This window comes from Arcanobacterium hippocoleae (genome assembly GCF_031456295.1).
Taxonomy (GTDB): domain Bacteria; phylum Actinomycetota; class Actinomycetes; order Actinomycetales; family Actinomycetaceae; genus Arcanobacterium_A; species Arcanobacterium_A hippocoleae.
Genome location: NZ_JAVDUJ010000001.1, coordinates 1,981,158 through 2,005,868, shown reverse-complemented (window position 1 = coordinate 2,005,868; position 24,711 = coordinate 1,981,158). Strand labels below are relative to the sequence as shown.

Genomic DNA, 24,711 nt, shown 5'->3' with positions numbered 1-24,711 from the left:
TTTTCGGCACATCAAATCAAAAAATAATTTGATGTGCCGTTTTTAGCGCTGTTAACTTCGGATCAGGCAATCAATTTCGCAAAATCTACCGCGAACTCACGTACCGCATCCCAATCTGTGTAGTCTACTTTTACTCCCTCACCGTGCGGTTTCCCAGAAATTTCAAGGATCTTATTCAGCATCACTTTATCCACACCACGGTAAAGATCGAAGTTCACTTCCCCAGTGAAAAGCTTTGCCATCGCAGGCTTCCAGCGCAGGTTACGGAAAAATTTCTGTGCATACACATTCGTATCTACCGTAGATTTTTCACGCTTTTCCGAAGATAAACTCACGCCCACAAATGCCGACGGTAATTGATTCAGTTCAGCTGCAAACCGCTTCGCAAATTTACGCATTTTCGGGGAATAAAATCCATAACGTACCGAACCGGCGAGTACAACACCATCAGCATCAGCAGGGAATTTCCGTGCTGCACACACTGGGCGAATCTCCACCGATATTCCTTGCTCGCGCCAGACGTATGCCATCTCATTAACAATGCGTAAGGTATGCCCAAATCTGCTTGAGTATAACGCTACGATTTTCACAGTGTAGTCTCCTCGTTAGTTCTTACACACTTCACCATAGATCAAGTGTCGCAAAGTTATCATCTTTCTCTCGAATCAAAATGATAACTCAGAGGAAACAATAAATAGAATTAAATCACAATATTCACGCGAAAATACACAAAGGTACGAATTGCAAAATGCGAAAACGCATAAAAATAATCAGCGCCAAAAATGAGATAAAGAATCAGTGTCGCTAACTGTGCGGTTATATGAGCAGAGTCTCCAGCGCGGATTTTGTAATGGCCTGGCTTCTAATAAAGCCCAATGGCAATTATCCAGACCATGCAATCCCGTCCATTGATCTGGATTCATCCCTAGTAAACCCATAATCCCATTCACGATCGACCCGCCATGAGCTACAAAAAGGATCACGTCATCATCACTGCTTGCCGCGAGCGCATCTTCCACACACTTAGTCACCCGTCGTGCTACCGTCAAACGCTCTTCTACCCCGACGGAAACAGGCGTATTTCCATTGCGCCAATATTGATACTCTGATGGCCAAGAAGCACTGATTTCAGCCGCAGTCAATCCCTCCCATAAGCCATAAGAGCGTTCCCGCAAACGTGGATCTATTTGCAGCTGCAGCTGGGTCAGATCCAGAAAGGCTTGTGCAGTTTGCCGTGCACGAATCAAATCCGAGCAATATACCTTCGTGATCCCCAGGTTCTGCAAATGCGGGGCTACGTGCTGCGCTTGTGCCAATCCAGTATCATTTAACGGATTATCAGTAGACCCCTGGATCCGCCCAGCCAAATTTTGCGCCGTCTGCCCGTGGCGCCAAAATACGATCTGTTTTGCTGGCACAGCACTCCCCTCACATCGTCAGCATACTTATTTAGACTCATTGACTCACAGAGTTCATGCAGACTTAAATCAGCTATTCCCTAAATCAGAAAAATCGAAATACGCACTCATCGAGGATTCGCGATACTCCGGATCAGCCGTCACATCATCAGGCAATTCAATTACCGGGCAATCTCCCCAAAGTTTTTCAAGCGCATAATATTCGCGATCTTCATCTTGCTGCACATGTACCATTAGCTCGCCAAAATCAAGCAAGACCCAATGAGCTTCTCCCTCAAGGCCTTCACGGCGCAGACGGCGATGCCCACTCTTTTCGACGGCTTCTTCAACTGCGTCCACAATTGAACGCACCTGCCGCTCACTTGAACCTGACAGTACCAAAAATGTATCTGTGAGCACCAAGCGCTCAGACACATCGATCGCAACAATTGATGTTGCCTTCATTTCTGACGCGGCACGTGCTGCCGTGATCGTCATTTCAATTGCTGTTTTGGTTGCGCTCACAAAACACCTTCCAACTAAAAACTAAAAACTATCACTATCGTTCTCGACGCAAATCGATCTCGGCATTCAGGCACCAGCAGCAGCCGAAAACACAGCTTGTACTTGCCGCAATGCCGCCCATTTTCGCTCACCTCTTATGTACTGATCACTATCAGTACAGTAATGGCAACTGCAAGGCAGCAATCTCTTGCGGTAAAACTCCTGCTGCAAAGAAAGTAGAGTTGATCCATGAGCCAAGAAGATAACCGATTAGCGCCACAATAATGGCAAGAATCAAGAAAATGAACCAGGTGCGCTTTGAATTTTCTCCGCCTTGTACTTCCAGCTCTGTTCCTTCAGCTGAAGATGCAGCTCCCAAACTAAGCGCTTTCACGTCACTCTCATGCTCCGTGATGCTAGCGCCAGTTTCAATGCTTTCCTTCGCTAAATCAACGGCCGAGGCAGCTTCTTCAGCAATCTGTACATCCGCATCTTGCACTGATGTATCCTGCGTTCCACCCGCCGAGGCTAACGCCTCTACCTGCTCAGATTGACGCATCCGTGCAAATAACTGCTCACGCAAAGACCCTTGCGCAAGCACTGGTTCATCTGATTCGCTATTTTGTACGGCACCAGATTCTTGCTGCAAATCCTCTCCAGTACCGCTCTTAGTATTTTGTTCCAGCGAATTACCTTCATCGGAAAATTTCCCAATTAGCAGATCCTGGGAAATCACCGAATCGTGCTGATGCGCCGGTAATACCTCAGCAGAGACTGCATCAGGTTCAGTTTCAAAACGATCAAATACTGATTTTCGTGCCAGCTGCGTTTCAGCGGATCGATCCACACCTGCGGCAGAATCAGCCTGTGCACTCGCATTGCGCTGCAACGTGAGCTCTTCATTGCGCTCACGTTCGGCACGCTCAGCCTCCCGCATTTCTTTTCGTGACGGGCGGCGAAGCCGCAATTCCTGGGTATCGGTGAGCGCTGGTGCGTCTAGAGACTTCGCCTCCAACTTTCCCATTTCACGCAACTGCTTACGCGTGAGACGCGGGGTTTCACTCATTACTTTTCCTTCCAAAATGGACAGATATCATCAATTCTACCTCAAGAAACCTACGTACTGGCAACTAAGAGCAGCAAAATCTGGCAACTTGCGCAGCTAAATCAGGAAATCACAGCAAATATGCCATCCTGACAAATCATGATTCTGGCTCACAAAAACGATTCTTGAGCACACTAACAGCCACTTGTTTCATTCAGCTACAGCGAATCAGGCGCGATTGAAACACTTTTCGATTGATCAGAATTATATAAATCGTATTTGTTGATATACTGCACCACACCGTCTGGCACGAGATACCACACTGGACGGTTACTTTGCGCGCGCTGACGAATATCGGTAGAAGAAATCGCCATTGCCGGCACTTCTATTAACGTATAATTCGATTCTGGCAGCCCCTCAGTATCAAGCCGATGCCCTGGACGATTTACACCCACAAAATGCGCCAGCTCCCAGAGTTCTGCGTGTTCCTTCCAAGTTAGAATCTGCGGTAAGACATCTGCGCCGGTAATGAAGAAAAGTTCTGCTTCAGGATACTGCGCATGTAAATCACGGAGAGTATCGATAGTGTACGTGATCCCACCACGCTCAATATCTACACGCGATACCGAAAAACGCGGATTATTCGCTGTAGCAATCACTGTCATTAGATAGCGATGCTCAGCAAAAGATACTTTCCGTCCCTGCTTAAAAGGCTGTGTGGAAGTAGGCACAAAAATAACTTCATCAAGCGCAAAATGAGATTGCACTTCCGAAGCAGCCACGAGATGCCCATGATGGATCGGATCGAAAGTGCCGCCCATGATCCCGATTTTCCGGCGCTTCTGTACACTCATAGCATTTATTTTATTTACCATCAGCTGCCTCTTTCACACTTTATTGATCTACAACTTCACCGGAAAACATCTCTTCATTCTTTTCACTATCGCAGCGAAGGAGTCTGTAGAGATTCTTCCAAGCTGATTTCATTGAGTCAACCTCATCGCATATTTTAGCTGTAATCGAATCTAAAGCCACACTAGGATTATCATCGATACGTGATGACTTTTTCCTGCACACTGATTTCATTCTGAGCACAATCTTTCCGGGAATAAGCACAATACTTGCTACGTTTAAGGCTATGCTCGGGTTTTATTCTGAATCCATCTTTTGAAAGGAACATTTTATGGCAACCATCGAAATCACCAAAGGGAATTTTGCCGAAACAATCAAAGAGGGCACAGTATTACTGGATTTCTGGGCTCCATGGTGCGGGCCATGCCGAATGTTCTCCCCAGTCTTTGAAGACGCTTCACAGCGCCATCCAGAAATCAAATTTGGCAAAGTAAATACCGATGCACAGGTAGAACTAGCGCAGGCTCACAGCATTATGTCCATCCCAACTTTAATGGTTTTCCGTGACGGCGTGAAGCTCTACGAAGGTGCAGGCGCGCTCGATAAGAAGGCACTTGAAGATTTAATTCAGCAGGCACAAGAGATTGATATGAATCAGGTACATGCCGAAATTGCAAAGAATGCATAAAGCTGAGCATCCACGATGAAGATGCAACAGGAGTCTTTTGAGAGAACTTAGATTATCTCAAAAGACTCCTTTCGTTTAGTTGCCCATCTGCTTATTTAGCGATTTAGCTGTGAAGCAGGGAGCGGTTTGCTGTTCTTGTGTATTGGCAATTCATTAGCCTCGGCAAATTCTCAAGATTCAGTAAAACTAATTGGCACATCTAACTTTGCACGTTCCCGCATTAACGGCACTACCCCCTTCAGTACGGAAGCAAGATCCGTCGGTAGGGATGCAGGCACAAAGAGAATCCCATCAGCAGCGCCACTGCCCACCCATTTTTCAATCTGATCCGCTACATCGTAGACGGTGCCAACCGAATTCGCGATCCCGTCAAATAGCGGAGAATGCGAGAGCTCGCTAATTAGTGCCGCACGCTCCGTAGCCGATTGCACCGTGGCAGAAATAACAATCCCCAGCTCTACTACCAGCTTAATTTTACGCCCCGCAGTTTTCCCTAGTTCATGAAAGCAAAAACGCATTTCACGAGCCTGCGCGATCGTACCGGCACGCAATTGCACACTGTCTACAAGCCCGGCAATTTTCGCTGCGTGATCAGTCAAAAACTGTAAATCCGCACAAATCGCCACAATTTTTAGATTATTTTCCTTGGCAGCTTGCGAAAAACGTGCAAGTAACTCAATATCAGCAGGCTCACGAATCCCCACTGAAATAGATTTTTTACCGGAAAAATCAGCAAGAAACCCCTTTATGGCAGGTAAACCAAGTTCAAGATCAAGCGGAACCTCAATATTTAATCCACCAGCTGGAACCATTTCCGCAATTTTTTCTGCCGTCTTTACTCCGTCAAGCAAAGCCGATTGATGAAAAGCAGCAGCGGCTTCGCCACCATACATCTGAAAATTATGATTCAACTGGATATAGTCGATCCCACCTTGAAATGCTGCGTTTACTGAAGCAACCAGTAACGGAAAATTCAATGCACTAACAGCCATTTCCGGCCCGTACTCACCTGGTATTTCGGTCGGACGAGCTCCCAGCCCGGATAAATCAAAACCGAGCGTAGCAGTTGTATAAAAATCTGGAAGCTGCGATGGATCATCATAATCTAGCGGACCGGATTCAGTGAGCGCCTTGCGTGAAGCAGCGATTTCAATCGTCATAGCACCTTTCCCCTCGGCAGGTGATGCAAATACAAATTAATTTTCAACAATTATTTATTCAACGGTAAGCGATGTCAGAACCGGATGCAAAATTATTGATCTGCACACCTATCTGCGCACTTAAGCTTCCGGATCGATCCAATGCCCAGCTTGACGCTCTTGCCATAGCTCCTGCCGGGCAGCTTCTTTCGCATCCATATTTTCGTAATATTCAGCTTTGCGTTCTTTACGTGTGGCACGTGTAGATTGATTGAAACGCAAATCTGTACCGCGTGGACCGAGTAATTCCGCACCGGTTGCCATAGTCGGCTCCCAATCAAAAATCATTCCGCCTTCTTCCGGCCCAATCACCACCATATCGCCAGCACGCGCCCCTGCACGCAGCAATTCCTTTTCAATCCCCAAAGTATTGAGCTTATCCGCAAGATAACCTACTGCTTCATCATTAGAAAAATCAGTTTGCCGAACCCAACGTTCAGCCTTTATTCCACGAATCTGGAAAAAAATCTCTTCGCCACGTTGGCGTCTCGTGATTGTAAATGAACTTCCCTGGCGCTTCGCAAGCGGACGAATCACCTGCCGTTGCTGGGTATTTGCCAGATCTAATTCACGTTCACGTACTGTCTGCACAACTTTCCCTAATCCAAAGGCAAGATCACGCAAACCTTCGCGGCTCACAGCCGATACAATAAATACCGGCAAACGCCGTGACTTCAAATCAGCGATCACAAATTCAGCAAGTTCACGTGCCTGCGGCAGATCCGTCTTATTCAGGACCACTACTCGCGGGCGATCCATTAATGGAATTTGCCCTTCCATCGGCGGAATTTGCTGCGCATAAGCCGCCAGCTCAGCTTCAATCGTATCGAGATCGCTGAGCGGATCACGGCCAGGCTCAAGCGTTGCACAGTCAAGCACGTGCACGATCGTGGCACATCGCTCAATATGCCGCAAAAACTCAAGCCCCAGCCCCTTTCCTGTTGATGCCCCCGGGATCAAACCAGGAACATCAGCCATCGTGAAGCGGAACTGCTCAGCTTCTACTACGCCAAGGTTCGGAACGAGTGTAGTGAATGGATAATCGGCAATCTTTGGGCGGGCCGCGCTCATCGCGGCAATCAAAGACGATTTCCCGGCAGATGGAAATCCGACAAGCGCCACATCTGCTACCGATTTCAGCTCTAAAATCAGATCCCGCTGCTCGCCTTCATCACCCAAAAGAGCAAAGCCAGGTGCACGCCGTTTCGGAGTAGCAAGCGCCGCGTTACCTAAACCGCCCTGCCCGCCTTCGGCAGCCAGATACTCAGCTCCCAGACCCACTAAATCAGCAAGCACATTTCCATCAGCGTCTTTTACTACCGTACCGGAAGGCACACTCACGATCAGATTTTCACCGCGTTTCCCATGCCGCAAATCACCAGCTCCCTGCCCGCCATTTTCTGCACGTAAATGCGGAGAATGATGCAGATGCAAAAGCGTAGTCTCTTGCCCATCCACACGTAAAATAATATCGCCACCGTGCCCGCCATTTGCACCATCAGGCCCGCCAAGCGGCTTAAATTTTTCCCGTCGCACAGAGGCCACACCATTACCACCCTTGCCTGCTTGCAAGTGTATCGTCACGCGATCTACAAAATTTGCCATATCCGTCTCTTTATCAGTTAAAAACTCTAGTTTCGGGAAAATCTATGTGCAGGAAACTCAATCCAGTCGATTCATTTGCTGTGCTAGTTTTTCTAAACAGCAGAATAAAATACTAGGGGCGGAGAGCCTAGCTCCCCACCCCTGAAAGAATTTTGCGCTACGATTTCTCGCTTATGCGTCTGCCAGCACGACGTTCACAACTTTGCGATCGCGACGCATACCGAATTCTACGGTACCTTCTGCGAGTGCGAAGAGGGTATCGTCCTTGCCACGACCGACGTTAACGCCTGGGTGGAAGTGTGTACCACGCTGACGAACAAGAATCTCGCCTGCATTTACGAACTGACCGCCGAAGCGCTTCACACCGAGTCGCTGCGCATTAGAATCGCGACCATTGCTGGTGGAGCTGGCGCCCTTCTTATGTGCCATTTTCCTTGACCTGCTCTCTTGAAATTATCTTAGAAGCTCGTTGAACGGATGATCCTTACGGATTCCAGATCACTTAATGCCGGTGACCTTTAGGCGGGTCAACTTCTGGCGATGACCCTGGCGCTTGCGGTAGCCGGTCTTGTTCTTGTACTTAACGATGTTGATCTTTGGACCTTTTTCATCGCGAACAATCTCAGCAGTGACCTTAGCGGAAATACCATCGGCGGCAGTGGTGACCTTGTCACCGTCGACGAGCATGATTGGCTCTAGCTCGACCTTATCGCCTGCTTCGCCTGCCATCTTATTCACAACGATGACGGAATCAACGGATACCTTTTCCTGGCGGCCGCCTACCTTTACAATCGCGTAAACCACGTTCTGCTCATCTCTGTCGATACGGTTGCAGTTACCTGATGCAACTGCACTGAAAAACTTTTGGTACGCGACAACGCACGCACCCAGATGTAACCCTACTGCAAACAAATCCTCTGAAACAACTTCAAATGGCGCGATTATCGCCACAATCAAAGTTATCAGAGACTTTTTGCAGAATCGGATTTGCAACTTTTCTAGCTTAGCGCAACACCGCCAAAATTAAAAACCAGGCGTGTTGCATCTCCTGCCACTTATTGCTCGTCCTTCTTCACTGCCGGAAAACTCATTATTGCAAAAGAAGCAGAGCTTGCCGGGGTGATCGTGCCAGTTGAAGAAACACGACGTCGTTTACTACCAGTTTTCATCTTTGCTTTTTCTGCAGCTTGCGTTTCGGGTTCATCTTTCGATCCAGCTTTTGCTTCCGTTTCCATAGCCGCTTGCAAATTTTCGGATCGCGCAACCTCAGCCGCTCCGCGCTGCTCCTGAGCAGTTTTCCGCCGCTTCACTCGATTCATCCGATTTTCTTTAACCGCATTCCGATTCTCTTGTATCTCGGATTTTTCCTCGGCTTGTGCAGTATCGGCTGAATTTAGTGTCTCCTCATGCTTCAACGCAGCCGCCGCAGCAATATTTGCCAACGCAGCCTTGACTTCAGCATGCTTCTCTTCCGCTTCCTGATCGACCAGCTGCGGCTTCACTTTCTCATTACGCCGCCGCTGATACTGCCGGGGATCAGAATCTTCATCAACTTCATCCTTTTCTACAGGATGATCATGACTGATATAACCACGCCCTTCACATGCTTCACAGGTAGTAGAGAACGCTTCCACTAAGCCTTGCCCGACTCGCTTGCGTGTCATTTGGACCAGCCCAAGAGAAGTAACTTCCGCCACTTGATGCCGTGTACGATCTCGACCGAGACATTCGATCAGCCGCCGCAACACTAAATCACGATTCGCTTCAAGCACCATATCAATGAAATCAATAACGACTATTCCACCGATATCACGCAAACGCAGCTGCCGCACAATTTCTTCCGCAGCTTCAAGATTGTTTTTCGTCACCGTTTCTTCGAGCGTACCACCTGATGCGCCAGTAAATTTTCCAGTATTCACATCAATCACTGTCATCGCTTCAGTACGATCAATCACAAGCGAGCCGCCAGAAGGCAGAAACACCTTTCGATCAAAAGCTTTTTGCAATTGTTCATCCACACGGTTTTGCGCAAAGATATCCGAATCGTGCTCCCACTTTGCGACACGATCTTCCAATTCTGGTGAAAGATCATGCACATAGCTCGAAATCGTCTCCCACGAGTTTTCTCCTTGTACTTTCAGCACATTGAAATCTTCGTTAAAGACATCGCGCACCACCCGCACTGCCAGTTCCGGTTCCCCTTTCAACAGCGACGGTGCATTCTTCGTACTCTTCGACTTCGCATCGATATCTTTCCAGGATTTGATCAGCCGTTGTACATCGCCAACAAGTTGCTCTTCACTAGCCCCTTCAGCAGCTGTCCGCACGATCACACCATGTTCGCTTGGCACAACCTGCTTCAGGATCTTCTTCAACCGCATCCGCTCAGATTCTGGCAGTTTCCGCGAAATACCCGTCATCGTACCATTAGGCACGAGCACAAGATGGCGCCCAGCAAGAGTTATTTGCCCGGTAAGACGCGCACCTTTATGCCCAATTGGATCTTTCGTGACCTGCACGAGTACAGTGTCACCGGATTTCAAAGCATCTTCAATCTTGCGCGGCTTCCCCTCCATCCCGGCAGCATCCCAATTGACTTCGCCAGAATAAAGCACAGCATTTCGCCCTTTACCAATATCCACAAAAGCAGCTTCCATTGACGGTAATACATTTTGCACCCGTCCAAGATAGACATTACCGACCATCGATATTTGGGTATGGCGAGCCACGTAATGCTCTACCAAAATGCCGTCTTCCAAAACTGCAATTTGATTTAGCCCATCGCGCTCACGTACCAGCATTTCACGGTTTACCGATTCACGCCGTGCCAAAAACTCCGATTCAGAAATCGAATGACGCCGCCTTCCAGCCTCCCGGCCTTCTTTCCGGCGCTGCCGCTTTGCTTCCAGACGGGTGGAACCTTTGGGGGCCGTGACTGCATCAACCGCAGCGCCCTCACCACGTCGTCGTCGCCGCCGGACAGTAGTATTCTCAGGATCGCTTTTCTCATTATCGAGCGTTTCAGATCCGTGCGCACGTGCCTCTGGCTGCACCTTCACTCGCGCACGTTTACGTGTCCGCTTACTACTTTCAGTTTCAGAGTTCTGCAGATCTTCCTCTTGTACTTCATCAAGTACAGCATCCGCAGGGGAAATTCGTGCTTCAGCTTGCTCATTAACTTCACCGCGCTTCCCGCCACGGCTTCCGCGCCGCGAGCGCTTCGGGCTTTCGCTTCCTGGCTCAGATTTTTGCTGATCTTTCGGCTGCGCTGCGGTAGCTGTTTCCGCATCTTTTGCAGCTGATTCCAGCTGTACTTTCGTAGCGCGTGCCCGTACTGCACGAGTCACATCCGGAGCCTGGAATAATAGCGCCGTCATCGGAGCCATTTTCGCTTCAACATTTGCTCCGCTGCTCGCTGCAGTTTCTTTCGCCGAGAAAAGATCCATTGGTTCTTGTGCCGTGAGCTCTGCGAGAGATTGCGCAACACTTGCTGATACTTCGCTTTTATCACGCATTTCACTCTTCTGCACCCGTCGCTTTCGCGGGTTTGCTTTTACTGCGGGCTTCTTTTCTGCCGTTACCGGATGTGCATCAGTTGTACCGACGGGTAGATCCTGGGCCGGCGTATTTGCTGCAGCGGTTTCAACTGGAGCTGATGTTTGCCGTTTTGTCCGCCGTGTACGTTTTGCAGGCGGTTTTTGGAACTCATTTTCCGGGGTTTGCTCTGGTGCCGACTTCTTCCGCCGTGTGCGCTTAACGGGTTTATCCTCGTTCGTGACTTCCAACACTACATCTACTGATGGATTTTCATCAGCCATGAAATTCTCCTCAGGTGGCAGCCACAAGCGCGCATCAACACTGTGAACAAGCCGACCATATATTCAATTCTATTTCCGGCGCACTACCTGGATCCAAAGAATCAGCGGATCCCTAAAATACGCTCGGACGAAAGCTTCTTTTCATTGTTCACACCGGCAGCACATTCAAGGCGCACAGGTGAAAACTTATCGGCATCGATGCAAGCCGACTCCCGTCACCATTCTACACGCATCAATTAAATATTCCTATCATTACCATCAAACCAGCTCCGGCAATGTAGCTTTCACAATTTCAGCGCCCCCTACTTTCTGCCTATTTCACGTGTCGAAACGTTTTTCTTCACATTTCAGCAAACTGGCAATTCCTGGCAATAGTAGTGATTTTTCATTGTTCCGCCCGCGGTTTTATTTACGAAAGGAAAATATGACGTATTATTTTTTGCGACGTAATGCCACGAAAAACGCGCCAGCACGGGCTTTTACCGAAAACACAAGGAAATCTCGCAAAACACAATTGAAAAATAGCTGGAAATCACCACAATAAATGCGCCAATATATAAGAGATGACTGAAATGGCCCTTAGTCCCGTTTTTCAACCCGGCTAATTCACCACCAAATCAGTCGAACAAACTTAATCACGCAGGCGCTTCTAGCGATTTAAGCATCTCTGTTAGGTCTTTTGGCTCGCCAAAAGATAATCAATGAGCAAAGTGAATTTCCATCGCAGCTGCGCTACGTAAGATTCGTTTGCACTCATAACGTCATTTGTCATACGAAAGGTGGAAAGGTGGAAGCCCTCGACCTCGCACGGTGGCAGTTTGCAATCACGACTGTGTACCACTTCATTTTGGTACCTCTCACGATCGGACTCTCCCCACTCGTCGCAATTATGCAAACAAAGTGGCTCCGCAGCGGCGATAAGCGCTGGCTGAAGCTCTCGGAGTTCTTTGGAAAACTACTCTTAATCAACTTTGCACTAGGAGTTGCTACCGGTATCGTGCAAGAATTCCAATTCGGCATGAACTGGTCTGAATACTCCCGTTTCGTGGGCGATATCTTTGGTGCGCCACTCGCATTTGAAGCATTGCTCGCTTTCTTCCTAGAATCCACATTCCTCGGTGTTTGGATTTTCGGTCGCGGTCGTATCTCACCAAAAATGCATACCGCAGCGATTTGGCTATTCGCACTTGGTACCAATATTTCCGCGCTATTCATCCTGGCGGCAAATTCCTTTATGCAAAACCCTGTTGGCGCTAAGCTCAATCCAGCAACTGGCCGGGCAGAACTTGATGGGGCTACTGGATTCTTGCAGGTCATCTTCTCCCCGACCTCAATGTACGCATTTGCACATACAATTTCTGCATCGTTGCTCGTAGCTGGTTCATTCATCGCCGGAATTTCGCTCTGGTGGCTCGTGCGCACCGCAAAGAAGGGTGACGGTACAGAGGCGCGTGATCTCTGGAAGCCAGCAGCAAACTTCGGTTTGGTAACAATGCTCATTGCCTCAATTCTCGTGCTAACCACAGGCCACTTTATGGGACAGCATATCTATAAAGAGCAACCCACGAAGATGATCGCTGCAATGGGTATTGCAAAATCTCAAGAAGCTGCACCATTAGCAATTCTCATGACGAGCAATGAACTGAACGAAGAATCGATCATTTCACTGCCAATCCCCGGGCTGGAATCTTTGATGGTCACAAATCATCTTTCCGGCAAAGAATCTAAAGTACTGGGCGCAGATGAAGTAAATAAGATTTATCAGTCATACTTCGCTGATGTATACGGGCCAAACCAAAACTATTTACCAAGTCCACTCATCAGTTTCTACTCATTTAGAGTCATGATGGTATTCGGCTTTGCATCCCTCGCGCTATCGATCCTGGGTCTGGTATTGATCCGTCGGAAAGAGCTTCCATCCGCAAAATGGATCGGCACACTCTTCGTTTGGACGATCCCCTTCCCATACATCTCCTCCACTTTCGGCTGGATCCTCACCGAAATGGGGCGTCAGCCATGGGTCGTATATCCAAACTTCCAGGCACAGCCAATGGATCAAACTGCACCAACTGAAGTTATTGCACAGCTGACGGAGGCTGGTGTGTCCCAGACTGTCAACTCAATCGAAATTATCATTTCACTCGTTGCATTCACCTTGATTTACGCTATTCTCGGTGTCATCTGGTACATCTTGATCAAGCGCTATGCAATTGAAGGCATCAACCCAGCAAAGCAGATCGATACTGAAGTCCGTAAGGAAATCACCATCGATACTAAGCTGAGCTTCGCATACTGAGAGTAAAGTGAGGAAAACATAATGGAACTTACGGCTCTACAGATTATTTGGTTCGTACTCATCATCGTGCTCTGGATCGGGTATGTGACCCTCGAAGGTTTCGGATTCGGCGCTGCAATGAATTTGCACGGTCTGGCAAAAGATGAAAAAGACCGTCGCTTGATTTTGAATACGATTGGTCCGCATTGGGATGGAAACGAAGTATTCCTGCTTACTGCTGGTGGTGCTACATTTGCCGCATTCCCAGAATGGTATGCCACAATGTTCTCTGGCATGTATCTCGCACTTGTAGTAGTTTTACTGCTCTTGATCGTGCGTATTTCAGCAATTGAATGGCGCGGTAAGATCGATTCTGCGAAATGGCGCAATGCTTGGGATAACCTCCACTTTGGAGCTTCCTGGCTAGTTTCAATCCTCTGGGGCGTAGCATTTGCAAACTTCGTCCAAGGCATGACGATCGAAATCGGGAAGTATGAAAATGGCGCTTTCCAAGCTTCCGATAAAGCTGATATATCCGGCGCGCTTGCTGACGGTGCACAGCATTTCCTTACCGGCGGCTTCTTCTCGCTGCTTACACCTTTCACAATTCTCGGCGGTATTGCCGTAGCATTGCTCTTCTTCAACCACGGAACATTGTGGCTTGCATTGAAGACGGCTGGTGATTTCCACAAGCGCGCATTAAAGCAGGCGAAGACCACTGGTTTGATTTCAACGGCAGTGACCGCTATCTGGGCAATTTGGGGTCAGTTGGCATATCACGTGAACTGGTACTCCTGGATTCCACTTCTGCTTGCAGCAGTGCTCTTGATTTGCTCAGCACTTCTGGCTCTGAAAGAAAATGAAAAGGGTGCATTCTTCGTCCACTCTGCTGCACTCGCGGTAGCTGTTATCTTCATCTTCCTGACGCTCGGAGCGAATGCAATCAAATCAACGATCGATCCGGCATATCACCTCACGCTGGCACAAGCTTCGGCTACTGGTCCGACTCACACAGTAATGCTCATTGCAGCAATTATCTTTGTGCCGATTGTGCTTGTTTACACCGTCTGGTCCTATCTGGTATTCGCACAGCGAATCAGCCGTGAAAATATTCCAGACACATTTGTTGGTTTAGATCTGCACGAAATCCGCAAATTTGAGAAAGTGAATTACTAAACTCCTAGTTTTGCGAGGCTAACCGTAATTTAACTAAATCAACTAAGGGTTGTGGGATGAGCATGATGCTCATCCCACAACCCTTTCATAATAGTTCTTTTATCTCACCCCCTCCCGCGATACAACTTTGACTTCGGATCAATGTCGGAATCTTCATCGCACTGCAGCAGTTACAGCTCCAAAGCATTCTGCCGCTCTGGCTCAAAATATTTCCAGCTATTCGGAATGTGCTTATTTAGGACGAAAAGGCTAGAATTGTTACCGTTATCTACCTTTTTGCCTATGCGCTTAGTCCGGTAAGAATTCTCGCAGTCGTCCGATGACGAACGAAGGAGCAGTATGAGACCTTTCGATCCACGCTTGCTGAAATATGCGCGAAGCACTCGGAAGTACATCATCTTTCTGGTAATCACCGGTGTGATCGGTACGCTTCTGATCGGGATCCAGACTCTGCTCATTGCCAGTGCACTTGAGCCGATTTTTTATGGGAAAGGAGATCTTTCCCAAACTTCATGGCTGATCATCATGCTATTCGGCGTTTTCCTGCTCCGTACAGCACTTGTATTCATACAGGAAGCTGTCGGGCATCGCGCTGCACTACGCGTGATTGCCACCTTACGTAAAAAAGTATTGCGCCATGCAGGTGATCTTGGCGCACGCTGGCTTAGCGAAGGAAATACCACCCGCTCCGTCACTCTCGCAACTCGCGGTCTTGATGATTTAGAAGCATATTTCGTCTCTTTCCTGCCGCAACTTTTCCTTACTTTTACTGCTACGCCTGCACTCATCCTGATTATTTTCTGGCTTGATTGGATCTCTGCACTCGCGATTATTCTGTGTATTCCGTTGATTCCCATATTCATGATCCTGATCGGGAAGATGACGGCTAATTACTCTGCGCAGCGGCTCAAGTCGATGCAGCGTTTAGGGAGCCAATTGCTCGATTTGCTGGCTGGATTGAGTACCTTAAAAGCGGTCGGACGAGAGCATGGACCGCAGCAAAGAGTGCGGGCGCTTGGAGAAGCATTTGCACAAAAAACGATGCAAACCCTTTATGTCGCGTTTCTTTCCGGCGCAGCCTTAGAGTTTCTTGCGACACTTTCTACTGCCATTGTGGCAGTAGAGGTTGGTTTCAGAATGGTAGCTGGAAACCTCTTACTCTTTGAAGGTCTTGTGATCATCATGCTCACCCCGGAGGCTTTTAAGCCGCTGCGCGAAGTTGGTACGCAATTTCATGCCTCGGCAAATGGAGTGGCTGCAGCAGCGCAAGCATTCGAAATTATCCAGACTCCGCTGCCAACTTCACCCGCTAAAAAGTCACACAATGCGGCTTTGGCTTGCACGCATAATGCTCATGCTTCCCTTCCCTCAGAGCAAAGCGAAAACAGCGCAAATCTTGCTCTTCCGGATTTGCGTCAGACAGCTATTTCTTTCCAAAATGTCAGTGTTTATGCAGACGGACGGGCGACCGTCGCACCGGCGAATCTTTCAATGCAAATTCAGCCAGGAAAAGTTACAGTTCTTCGTGGAGCCTCGGGAACAGGGAAATCTACTACGATACAAGTACTGCTTGGCTTGCTGCCGCCTTCCGCCGGTGAAATTTTTATTGGCACTACCCCGCTGGCAGAAATTCCCCAAACGCAATGGTGGGAACAAATCACTTGGGTGCCGCAACGGCCGGCACTCTTTCCCGGTACGGTCGCAGAAAATCTTGGGATCGCTGCTCCTGCTGAAAATGCTGCCGTACTTCGTGCCGCGAAACTCACTGGTTTTGCCAAAGTAGTGGCAGATTTGCCAAACGGCTGGCAGACACTGATCGGGCAAGGCGGGATCGGGCTTTCCGTTGGTCAGCGCCAACGCTTGGCACTGACCCGTGCACTTCTTTCCAGCAGGCAACTAGTGATCCTCGATGAACCTTCAGCGCACCTAGATGCCGTAGCTGAAGAAGCAATCCTTGCAACTATCAGCGAATTGAAAGAAACTGGGCACACCGTGGTGATTGTGGCGCATCGAGCAACGCTCACACAATTAGCCGATACCGTGGTTGAAGTATCCGCTGGCACACGCAATATTGATGCAGAGCTTGCATTACGACGGCAAAAAGAAGCCGATCAAGCCGAACGAGAACGCCGGTTACAGGAAAAAATAGACTATGCTTTACCAACCGCCTGGGGACGTGAAGAAGGTGCCACAAATGCATGACTCTCTGTATCAGCCAGAAATTTCCGTTTCCGATTCAAAGGCGCACTGCCAGGATTCGCGGCAGACGAAAGGTGTGCTTCCCAAAGCAGAGCGTGATGCCCTGCGTAAATGCTGCAAACTACTCGAAATCAATAAGAAGCGTTTTATCCTCGCAACGATCTTTGGTTCTGGCGCAATTGGTTCAGGCATCGGGCTCGGGTCAGTTTCTGCCTGGCTGATTGCTCGCGCAGCACAGTTGCCGCCTGTATTGGATCTTTCCATAGCAGCTACAGCCGTCCGTGCCTTTGGCGTAGGTAAAGCAATTTTCCGTTATTTAGAGCGAATTTCATCCCACTGGATCGCGTTAAAAGGGATGTCGGCAATTCGCACACATGCTTATTCCAAACTCGCTGCTGCCCCTACAGATCGCGTAGCATCGATTCGCCGCGGTGATTTACTTGCGCGCACCGGAGCAGATGTAGACGCACTTGGTGATGTGGTTGTGAAATCTCTGCTCCCAGCAGCAGTAGCGATACTGACCTCGGTTCTCTCCGTGATGATTGTAGCTACACTTTCTCCGCTGACCGGGATCATTCTTGCCGCCTGCCTCCTATTCGCCGGGATTCTCGGTCCGTATCTGGCAATGCGCGGAGCGCGGCTTGCAGAAATCCGCCAGGTTGAAGATCAAGCTGAATTGAGCGCACAAGCTTTAACCCTGCTTGAGCATGCGCAAGAATTGCGTGTATCAGGCAATTTAGCACAAATGGAAGCAGCTCAAGAACGCACCGAAATCCGGATTCTGCGAAATCGTGACCGCGCTGCCTTACCAATGGCACTAGCATCTTCCATTGATCTACTCGCACTTGCAATCAGCGTGATTTCAGCCTTATGGATCGGTTCGATGGAAGTGCTTGACGGTTCGCTCAGTGCAGTTAATCTAGTCGTTATCACTTTAACGCCCCTGGCTGCTTTTGAATCTACCCAAAGATTAACTGGGGCAGGCATCCAGTTGGTGCGTTCAGCACGTGCTGCTTTACGAATCGTCGAAATGCTTGGTGCCAATTTCCAGGATCCAGCTATCGCTCAGCGGGAAGATCTTTGTGACGGGAAAATTACACCGAGTGTTCCGCTGAGGCAAAATGCCGGTGCAGAGCTAGCAAAACTGACTCTCACAGCAGAAAATCTTGCACTCGCATGGCCAGGTGGCCCGCAAATTGCACACGGAATCGATCTGGAATTACAGCCTGGAAAGGCAATTGCAATCGTTGGCCCGTCAGGAATCGGAAAATCAACGTTACTCTCCACTCTGGCTGGATTGATTGCGCCAGCCGCAGGAACAGTTGCATTGAATGGCACCGCCGTCTCGCAGCTTGCCCGGGAAGAAATCTCCCAGCATTTGATTCTCACCGCTGAAGATGCACATATTTTTGAAACTTCGGTACTCGAAAATCTCCGGGTAGTACGTGCAGATGTAACTTACGAAGAGGCAGAATATCTGCTCGCACAGGCTGGTTTAAGTAACTGGCTGAGGCAATTGCCTGACGGTTTAGATACAATGCTTGGCAGCGATGCGGCCACGATCTCCGGTGGAGAACGCCGCCGCCTCTTACTGGCTCGCGCTCTCGCCGCTCAAGCCAGTTTCTTACTCCTTGACGAGCCTGGCGAACACCTTGATCCACTCACGGCCGATCAGCTCATTCGCGACTTGCTGCAAGCTGGAAAAACATCTGCAAAATCTGCAGCATCAGCAGATCACCGCACTGAACGCGGAATCATCCTCGTCACGCATCGTCTCAATCCTTTAGATGTGGCAGACGAAGTAATTTTACTCGGCGAAAAACCAGCCCAAATTATCGCGCGCGGGACACACGCCGAATTAATTGCGAGAAATTCAATTTATCGCTGGTCAGTGGCACAGGAAGTCCAAGAATAAGCTCTCAGATGGAGATGTTATGAAAAACCATCGCACCACAGGTAAATGCCCATTTCACGCGGTACAAGCACAGATCGCACGCGCAGCAAACCGTCAGGCGCGCAAGTCAGACCAGGAGACAAGCACCACTACACTCAATACATTCAGTGCATCCACTGACGCAACTTTAATTCGCGAAGTACTCTCAAAAGCCCTTGATCTTACTACTACCCTAGATCGAGATACGGCATTGCAATATTTTGTGGATTCTGCGTGCGAACTTACCGGAGCAAAATATGCTGCGATCGCAGTAATTGACGCACACGGAGACACAATTGAATTTCAATACTCTGGATTATCAAAAGAAATCGGAGCACGCATCGGATCTCCTCCTGAAGGACACGGCGTATTTGCCGATATTCCGGAACGCGGAGCACTGATCGTAAATGATTTGCTAAGCTACCCCAATAGTGACGGCTTTCCTTCGCCGCATCCGGTGATGCACAATTTTCTGGGCGTAATCCTGCCTGCAGCAAATGATGAAGTGTGGGGACGGCTATACTTGGCAAATAAACTTGGTGGTTTCACCCAAGCCGATGCTGAGACGATGTCTTTACTTGCCAGCGGTGCGCGAATCGCAATCCAAAACGCAAAGCAGTACGCCCAATCACAAAGCCGTGCTCGCTGGCTCACCGCATCGCAAAATATCGTTTCCTCACTCTTAGAAGGATCCGATGAAGAAGAAGCACTCCAGGTAATTACTGATGAGATGCGTACGGCTGCACGTGCGGATGTAGCCTTAATGGTATTACCATCAATCAACGATACTTGGGTGGCTGAGATTGGTTCTGGCGACGGAGCGATGGCACTGCTTGGCACTGATTTTCCAAGCGCAGGGCGAGCCCAAAGTGTGATTCGAGAGCAATCTGGAATTGTTGTCGAATCAATGCAAAGGCTCTCCACGGTACGCGTAGAATCATTACGACAATTCGGTCCGGCATTGTATGCGCCGCTAGTTTCTCAGGGAATCGGGCGCGGAGTAATCATTCTCTTCCGTCGTCCAAAAGCACCGGAATTTGATTTGCACGATTTATCAATGGCTGAAAATGTCTCGCAACAAGCAGCAATTGCGCTTGAACTCGCAGAAGCACGCCACGCGAAAGAACTGGCTGCTGAACTTGATGAGCGTGCTCGGATTTCCCGCGATTTACACGATTTGGCAATTCAACAATTGTTCGCATCGGGAATGCACATCACTGCGGTGAAAGAAGACTTGGGAAATCATCTTGACGCAAAAATTGTGAAAGCTCTCGACAGTGCGATTTGGGCGATTGATGAATCTGTTGGGCAAATTCGGAAAATTGTACAATCGCTCCGTGATGATTCTAATCCGGCTGCTGTGGTGGAACGTTTAGGGAATGAAACGTCTGTAGCTTTACAAGCCCTGGGGTTTGCTCCTTCACTGATAATTTCTTGGAATGGTGAGGAGATTAGCTCAGAATTTGATCGGACGATTATTGACGATGCAATCGGTTCGGATATCTCTGATGATGTGGTGGCAGTGGTTCGTGAATGTTTGAGCAATGTTGCCCGTCATGCACACGCTTCATCCGTCACGATCCAGATTTGTGCGAGTCTTGAACAAATCGAAATCTATGTGACTGATGATGGCACTGGAATTGCGCCTTCGCCGTCACGCCGATCCGGCTTAGCAAATCTTTCTGCACGTGCCAGGCGCCATCATGGCACATTCCGGATCGCACCACGCAATGATGGAATGTCTGGCACAGCGGTACACTGGCAAGTGCCGTTGCGCTAAACGGCACAGTAAATGGGAATTTCAATTTCTTGATTGCAAAGTTCAAGTCTCATACTCACCAACTCTGCAACTTTCAATTTGCGGCATTAATTTGCCTGATTTCTCCACCCTGATGCACGTTGCCCAGCGACCCATGCAGCTACTTGGGTCCGCCGCTGCATTCCCATTTTTGAAAGTAATGAGGTGATGTGGTTCTTCACTGTTTTTTCTGCCACGCCTAATTTTTCACCGATTTCCCGATTTGAAAGCCCATCACCGATCAGTTCAAGTACTTTTCGTTCCGATGGCGTTAAATCAGCTGTTGGATCGTTATGGTCAGCGCGACGGCGGGTAATCGTGCGCTCATCAAGCAAGACTCTCCCACCAGCCACAGCTTTGATCACTTCCGTGATTTCAGCTCCGCGCACTGATTTCAAGAGATATGCCTTTGCGCCTGCTGCAAGGGCTTCAGTAAGTGCATCGTCATCATCAAATGAGGTTAAAACTACGCACTTCGTTTCTGGAGAACGCTCACGTAGTTGGTTAATAATATCGATACCAGTGCCATCAGGAAGCCGCAAATCTACCAATGCCACCTGCGGCATCATTAATTCTGCACGCCGTACTGCCTCAGCCACTGAACCTGCTTCAGCGATTACCGTCAATCCTTCGCAACGATCAACCACTTCTGAGATGCCCCGCCGCACCACTTCATGATCGTCAATAATCATCACGTTAATTGTGTTTTCGCCCATCTTATTCCTTGTTGTTTCCGCTTGTATTTCGCGCCTTTAGCGCTGCATTTTCCGTTTCCAAAAGATAACTTCTCCAGATTCGCAGCTTTGCAAATCCGGTAGCTCAAGCACCTGACACACAGACAGTTTCAATTCTAGCTCGTATAGCACTAATTTCCTATTAGAGCAGCAATATCTCCTGATTGTATTTTGCACACAGTACAGTTATTTTATTTTCTGCATGCTTGACACTTCGGGCAAAAGGTAGACGAACGTCCCATAAATGGTTCGCGGATCATGAGTGTGCCACAACGATTACACGGCAAGCCTCCCCTACCGTACGCATTGAGTTCACGCGCAAAATATCCCGAACTCCCGTTCACATTTACGTAAAGCGCATCAAACGAAGTACCTCCAGCGGCAATCGAACGAGTCATCACATTAGCAGCAGCGATGAAAAGCTTTTTCAGGCGCGCTACCGGAATCTTATTTGCGGGCATCATCCCGTTGATTTTCGCTTCCCATAATGCTTCGTCCGCGTAGATATTCCCGATACCAGCCACAAAACTCTGATCTAGCAGCAATGATTTGATCCGCTTCTGCTTCTGTTTGGCTCGCGCAGCTAAATCTGCGAGATAAATATTATCGTCAAGCAAATCTCGCGCAATATGCGCAACGGAACTCGGAATGAGCGCATCTTGTGAGCCTTGCCAACCGGGGAAACCATCTTCAGTAGGGATGAGTGTATCAGCATGAAGATAGCCGAAAGTGCGTTGGTCAAGAAAATCGAGACGGAGCCCGTCCGTGAAGAAAAAACTCGCCCGCAGATGCGGATGTGGCCCGGAGTTGATGCGGAATTGCCCTGACATTCGTAAATGCGCTACCAGCGCCTGTGTCTGCCCGATACGAAACCAAAGGTATTTTCCGCGTCGAGCAACTTCGCTGATCGTTTCACCAGAAAATTTGGTGAACCCATCTGGATCGTGCCGTGATACACGCAGATGATATGTTTCAATCCGCTTGATTTCTTTGCCGCAAATATAAGGTTCAAGACCTGCGCGAATTGTTTCGACTTCGGGAAGTTCGGGCACTTCTTCACCTCACTATTGATTCAAATTTTCATAAGCCGTTTTACAAGCCGCAAGTTTCGCGTTTTTCTGCGAAGATGCACTACCACTGCCGAAGGATCGCCCACCCAAAAAAACTTCAGCAGTATACACGCGAGCATGGTCAGGACCGCTACCGTGCAACTGGTAAGTTAAATCGCCAGAGATCCCCTTCGCACGCGCAAGCTCCTCAAAGGAAGTACGCCAGTCAAGCGCTGGTCCATGCTGTAATGCAGATTCAATCCGTGGACGGATAAAACGTAATACGATTTCACGCGTGACATCAATTCCGTAATACAAATAAGTAACCGCAATCAACGCTTCAACCGTATCGGAAAGAATTGAATCCTTATTCGCACCGCCTGAAGCCGCCTCACCTTTACCGAGCCGAATATATTTGCCAAGTTCCAGTTCCCGCGCCACGATCGCAAGGGCTGCCTCTGAAACACTGGCAGCCTTGATTTTGCTCATTGTGCCTTCGTCGCTATCTGGAAAAGTCCGAAAGATTTCTTCCACAGTAATAATTCCAAGTACCGAGTCACCAAGAAATTCCAGCCGTTCATTATGCTTCGCATCGTGTTCATACGCCCAGGAACGGTGTGTAAGCGCATGTTCTAAACCTGCCAGCGGAATCTCTTTCCCCCAAGCTGCAAGCAAATTCGCATATTTACCTGTCGGCTCAGCATTTTTGTGTATTTGCATTGCGATTCATCACCATATTTTCAAATTGCAGGAAATAACTAACGGATACTACTTATTTTCCGCCATTATCTATTTCGTCAACGAATTGTGCGCGAAGTGCATCAAGTGCTGCAAATCGTGGATCAAGCTGCTCGTGATGATGATCTTTTGGAAGATCACGCCACATCTGCCCGCAGTCTGGGCAGAGTCCGGCACAATCTGGTGCACACAATGGAGTGAACGGCATTGCCAAGACGAGTGCGTCACGCAAGATCGGCTCCAAATCGATCCGGTCGTCTTTGATCACTGGGAAATCTTCAGCTTCTTCGTCATCCTCAGCAAGTAATGCCTGCTTCCGTTCAGGATAGTAGACGAGCTCGGCGACGGCTTCATCCAAATCCAATTCGATCTCACGGAGGCAGCGCGAACAGCGCCCTTGCGCCAGGGCCCGCACGCGCCCATGCACAAGCACTCCTTCAGAGACGGATTGCAAGGTCAAATCCGTAGCCATCACGGTACCAGCCGGTACTGCAAGTAATTGCACGCCACAATCATCGGGCGCAAGAAAATCGAATTGAAAATCTCGCGAAGCGCCTTCTTGCCGCGGTAAATCAACAATTGAAATCACATATGGGGAACGTAGATCCACGTCTCTCTCCTCTAAAACTTTTCGGCTCGAAAATCATCTAGCTCCTGCTCAAATTCGAGCTCTGGCACAAATTCATCAAAATCTTCCGGCAAGCGTGCAGGTAACTCGCTTTGGGGATCTTGCAGCGGCAAAGATCCAGCAGGCCGAGCTTGCTGCTGAAGCGAGTTCGCATGGTGATTTCCAACTTCTGGCATCGCTGCTGTTTCTGCCGTCAGTTCAGTATCAGAACGACCCCATTGATCATGCTCGCCCAATGCGACCTCACCACCGTGCGGTAACTGCGCAACACCCTCCTGCGGAGTTACCGGATGCGCAAACTGCTCCTTCACTGCGGCAAAATCCATTTCTGTGCCACCAAATTCTAACTTATCTTCCGGATTCGCAACGGGATCCAAAGATGCGGAGCCCAAGGCGTCAGCTGCATTCACGGGAGCCAAATGGCTACTACTCGAACGCGGCAGATCAGCAGCAGAAATTTCAGGACCGTTCCCAAACTCGAATTCCTGCTCAACAGATTCGCCATCCTGCTGCTGTAAGCTATATTCATCAAGCCGCTGCGCGAGCACATCTCTCCCAGCTTCGATTTGTACCTGAATTTGTGCCAGATACTCCTGCACGCCGGCAAGCTGACCAGAAACCTCGGCAAGTGTGGAATCTGAATATTGATTTGCCCCGTCCGTCACTCGTGATGCCTTCGACTTTGCTTCATCAACAATTTTCGCTGCTTGCTGACGCGCTTTAATCGTTACCGAATCACGCGAAGCCAAACGTTGCGCCTCAGCTTTTGCCTGCGCCAGAATATGCTTAGCTTGCTCACGGGCTTCAGCTATTAAGCGATCTGCTTCATCTCGTGCCTGACCCGAAACTTTTGCTTTATGTTGCAACATCTGATGTGCTTCCACTAACTGTGACGGGAGCATTTGCGCTGCGCGATCAAGCAAATCAAGCATCTCGTGACGGTTGATCAAAATCGAAGATGAGAGCGGCACCGACTTTGCATGATCAACTAGCGAAGTGATCTCTTCAAGCACAGCGATGAGCGATTCTCCAGTTTCAACCTCGTCATAATTTTCGTATTCACTCATGATTTT

The 24,711-nt window shown here is 48.9% G+C and carries 22 protein-coding genes; 6 read left to right on the top strand and 16 right to left on the bottom strand.

Annotation, left to right across the window (positions count from 1 at the left end; all coding sequences use genetic code 11):
* Positions 1-62 precede the first annotated feature (62 nt).
* The 6 genes from J2S36_RS08455 to J2S36_RS08430 form a co-directional block, all read right to left on the bottom strand.
* Positions 63-590 carry a flavodoxin domain-containing protein gene (locus J2S36_RS08455; RefSeq protein WP_309957408.1) on the bottom strand — a complete coding sequence of 176 codons (528 nt, stop codon included), beginning with the start codon at positions 588-590 and terminating at the stop codon, positions 63-65.
* A 180-nt stretch (positions 591-770) separates the two neighbouring features.
* Positions 771-1,418, bottom strand: coding sequence for a histidine phosphatase family protein (locus J2S36_RS08450; protein WP_309957406.1), 648 nt, complete (start codon positions 1,416-1,418; stop codon positions 771-773).
* A 69-nt stretch (positions 1,419-1,487) separates the two neighbouring features.
* On the bottom strand, positions 1,488-1,922 hold the full coding sequence (gene rsfS, locus J2S36_RS08445) for a ribosome silencing factor (RefSeq protein WP_309957404.1): 435 nt from the start codon (positions 1,920-1,922) through the stop codon (positions 1,488-1,490).
* Between the two features lie 151 nt (positions 1,923-2,073).
* Complete coding sequence (locus tag J2S36_RS08440; RefSeq protein ID WP_309957402.1) at positions 2,074-2,967, bottom strand: hypothetical protein; 894 nt, start codon at positions 2,965-2,967, stop codon at positions 2,074-2,076.
* A 197-nt stretch (positions 2,968-3,164) separates the two neighbouring features.
* Entirely contained in the window at positions 3,165-3,800 is a 636-nt protein-coding gene (nadD, locus tag J2S36_RS08435) for a nicotinate-nucleotide adenylyltransferase (RefSeq protein WP_309957400.1), read from the bottom strand.
* A 40-nt stretch (positions 3,801-3,840) separates the two neighbouring features.
* On the bottom strand, positions 3,841-3,981 hold the full coding sequence (locus tag J2S36_RS08430) for a hypothetical protein (RefSeq protein WP_309957398.1): 141 nt from the start codon (positions 3,979-3,981) through the stop codon (positions 3,841-3,843).
* A gap of 148 nt (positions 3,982-4,129) precedes the next feature.
* On the opposite strand from J2S36_RS08430, the gene trxA reads away from it, so the two are divergent.
* Positions 4,130-4,486 (top strand): thioredoxin, encoded by a 357-nt coding sequence (gene trxA / locus J2S36_RS08425; RefSeq protein WP_309957396.1) that lies wholly within the window; start codon positions 4,130-4,132, stop codon positions 4,484-4,486.
* A 170-nt stretch (positions 4,487-4,656) separates the two neighbouring features.
* On the opposite strand, the gene J2S36_RS08420 is transcribed toward trxA, so the two are convergent.
* The 5 genes from J2S36_RS08420 to J2S36_RS08400 form a co-directional block, all read right to left on the bottom strand.
* Positions 4,657-5,646 carry an LLM class oxidoreductase gene (locus J2S36_RS08420; protein WP_309957394.1) on the bottom strand — a complete coding sequence of 330 codons (990 nt, stop codon included), beginning with the start codon at positions 5,644-5,646 and terminating at the stop codon, positions 4,657-4,659.
* Between the two features lie 120 nt (positions 5,647-5,766).
* A complete protein-coding gene (obgE, locus tag J2S36_RS08415) occupies positions 5,767-7,290 on the bottom strand; it encodes a GTPase ObgE (RefSeq protein WP_309957390.1) in 1,524 nt (507 codons plus the stop codon).
* Between the two features lie 171 nt (positions 7,291-7,461).
* Positions 7,462-7,719: a 50S ribosomal protein L27 gene (gene rpmA / locus J2S36_RS08410; RefSeq protein ID WP_309957388.1), complete on the bottom strand. Its 258-nt coding sequence runs from the start codon at positions 7,717-7,719 to the stop codon at positions 7,462-7,464.
* A 69-nt stretch (positions 7,720-7,788) separates the two neighbouring features.
* Positions 7,789-8,094: a 50S ribosomal protein L21 gene (rplU, locus tag J2S36_RS08405; protein ID WP_309957547.1), complete on the bottom strand. Its 306-nt coding sequence runs from the start codon at positions 8,092-8,094 to the stop codon at positions 7,789-7,791.
* Between the two features lie 251 nt (positions 8,095-8,345).
* On the bottom strand, positions 8,346-11,108 hold the full coding sequence (locus tag J2S36_RS08400) for an Rne/Rng family ribonuclease (RefSeq protein WP_309957386.1): 2,763 nt from the start codon (positions 11,106-11,108) through the stop codon (positions 8,346-8,348).
* Between the two features lie 787 nt (positions 11,109-11,895).
* Between J2S36_RS08400 and J2S36_RS08395 the strand changes: the two genes are divergently transcribed.
* The 5 genes from J2S36_RS08395 to J2S36_RS08375 all read left to right on the top strand — a co-directional run bounded on the left by J2S36_RS08395 (position 11,896) and on the right by J2S36_RS08375 (position 20,471).
* Positions 11,896-13,404, top strand: a complete 1,509-nt coding sequence (locus J2S36_RS08395) for a cytochrome ubiquinol oxidase subunit I (RefSeq protein ID WP_309957384.1) — start codon at positions 11,896-11,898, stop codon at positions 13,402-13,404.
* 21 nt (positions 13,405-13,425) lie between these two features.
* Positions 13,426-14,559, top strand: coding sequence for a cytochrome d ubiquinol oxidase subunit II (gene cydB, locus J2S36_RS08390; protein ID WP_309957382.1), 1,134 nt, complete (start codon positions 13,426-13,428; stop codon positions 14,557-14,559).
* A 339-nt stretch (positions 14,560-14,898) separates the two neighbouring features.
* Positions 14,899-16,761: a thiol reductant ABC exporter subunit CydD gene (gene cydD, locus J2S36_RS08385; protein ID WP_309957380.1), complete on the top strand. Its 1,863-nt coding sequence runs from the start codon at positions 14,899-14,901 to the stop codon at positions 16,759-16,761.
* On the top strand, positions 16,754-18,673 hold the full coding sequence (gene cydC / locus J2S36_RS08380) for a thiol reductant ABC exporter subunit CydC (RefSeq protein WP_309957378.1): 1,920 nt from the start codon (positions 16,754-16,756) through the stop codon (positions 18,671-18,673). Before cydD ends, cydC begins: the two co-directional genes overlap by 8 nt.
* Positions 18,674-18,692: 19 nt before the next feature.
* A complete protein-coding gene (locus J2S36_RS08375) occupies positions 18,693-20,471 on the top strand; it encodes a sensor histidine kinase (RefSeq protein ID WP_309957376.1) in 1,779 nt (592 codons plus the stop codon).
* Between the two features lie 86 nt (positions 20,472-20,557).
* On the opposite strand, the gene J2S36_RS08370 is transcribed toward J2S36_RS08375, so the two are convergent.
* The 5 genes from J2S36_RS08370 to J2S36_RS08350 all read right to left on the bottom strand — a co-directional run bounded on the left by J2S36_RS08370 (position 20,558) and on the right by J2S36_RS08350 (position 24,705).
* Complete coding sequence (locus tag J2S36_RS08370; protein WP_309957374.1) at positions 20,558-21,205, bottom strand: response regulator; 648 nt, start codon at positions 21,203-21,205, stop codon at positions 20,558-20,560.
* 209 nt (positions 21,206-21,414) lie between these two features.
* Positions 21,415-22,275: a bifunctional DNA-formamidopyrimidine glycosylase/DNA-(apurinic or apyrimidinic site) lyase gene (gene mutM, locus J2S36_RS08365; protein WP_309957372.1), complete on the bottom strand. Its 861-nt coding sequence runs from the start codon at positions 22,273-22,275 to the stop codon at positions 21,415-21,417.
* A 12-nt stretch (positions 22,276-22,287) separates the two neighbouring features.
* A complete protein-coding gene (gene rnc / locus J2S36_RS08360) occupies positions 22,288-22,992 on the bottom strand; it encodes a ribonuclease III (protein ID WP_309957370.1) in 705 nt (234 codons plus the stop codon).
* Positions 22,993-23,044: 52 nt separating this feature from the next.
* Positions 23,045-23,620, bottom strand: a complete 576-nt coding sequence (locus J2S36_RS08355) for a YceD family protein (RefSeq protein WP_309957368.1) — start codon at positions 23,618-23,620, stop codon at positions 23,045-23,047.
* Between the two features lie 11 nt (positions 23,621-23,631).
* Entirely contained in the window at positions 23,632-24,705 is a 1,074-nt protein-coding gene (locus J2S36_RS08350; RefSeq protein WP_309957366.1) for a hypothetical protein, read from the bottom strand.
* Positions 24,706-24,711 lie beyond the last annotated feature (6 nt).

Bases quoted from the DNA above. Each gene is read 5' to 3' on its own strand.
- cydB (WP_309957382.1), top strand. From the start codon at position 13,426: ATGGAACTTACGGCTCTACAGATTATTTGGTTCGTACTCATCATCGTG.
- J2S36_RS08420 (WP_309957394.1), bottom strand. From the start codon at position 5,646: ATGACGATTGAAATCGCTGCTTCACGCAAGGCGCTCACTGAATCCGGT.
- J2S36_RS08440 (WP_309957402.1), bottom strand. From the start codon at position 2,967: ATGAGTGAAACCCCGCGTCTCACGCGTAAGCAGTTGCGTGAAATGGGA.
- trxA (WP_309957396.1), top strand. From the start codon at position 4,130: ATGGCAACCATCGAAATCACCAAAGGGAATTTTGCCGAAACAATCAAA.
- cydD (WP_309957380.1), top strand. From the start codon at position 14,899: ATGAGACCTTTCGATCCACGCTTGCTGAAATATGCGCGAAGCACTCGG.
- obgE (WP_309957390.1), bottom strand. From the start codon at position 7,290: ATGGCAAATTTTGTAGATCGCGTGACGATACACTTGCAAGCAGGCAAG.
- J2S36_RS08375 (WP_309957376.1), top strand. From the start codon at position 18,693: ATGAAAAACCATCGCACCACAGGTAAATGCCCATTTCACGCGGTACAA.
- J2S36_RS08350 (WP_309957366.1), bottom strand. From the start codon at position 24,705: ATGAGTGAATACGAAAATTATGACGAGGTTGAAACTGGAGAATCGCTC.
- nadD (WP_309957400.1), bottom strand. From the start codon at position 3,800: ATGAGTGTACAGAAGCGCCGGAAAATCGGGATCATGGGCGGCACTTTC.
- rpmA (WP_309957388.1), bottom strand. From the start codon at position 7,719: ATGGCACATAAGAAGGGCGCCAGCTCCACCAGCAATGGTCGCGATTCT.
- cydC (WP_309957378.1), top strand. From the start codon at position 16,754: ATGCATGACTCTCTGTATCAGCCAGAAATTTCCGTTTCCGATTCAAAG.
- J2S36_RS08400 (WP_309957386.1), bottom strand. From the start codon at position 11,108: ATGGCTGATGAAAATCCATCAGTAGATGTAGTGTTGGAAGTCACGAAC.
- J2S36_RS08370 (WP_309957374.1), bottom strand. From the start codon at position 21,205: ATGGGCGAAAACACAATTAACGTGATGATTATTGACGATCATGAAGTG.
- rnc (WP_309957370.1), bottom strand. From the start codon at position 22,992: ATGCAAATACACAAAAATGCTGAGCCGACAGGTAAATATGCGAATTTG.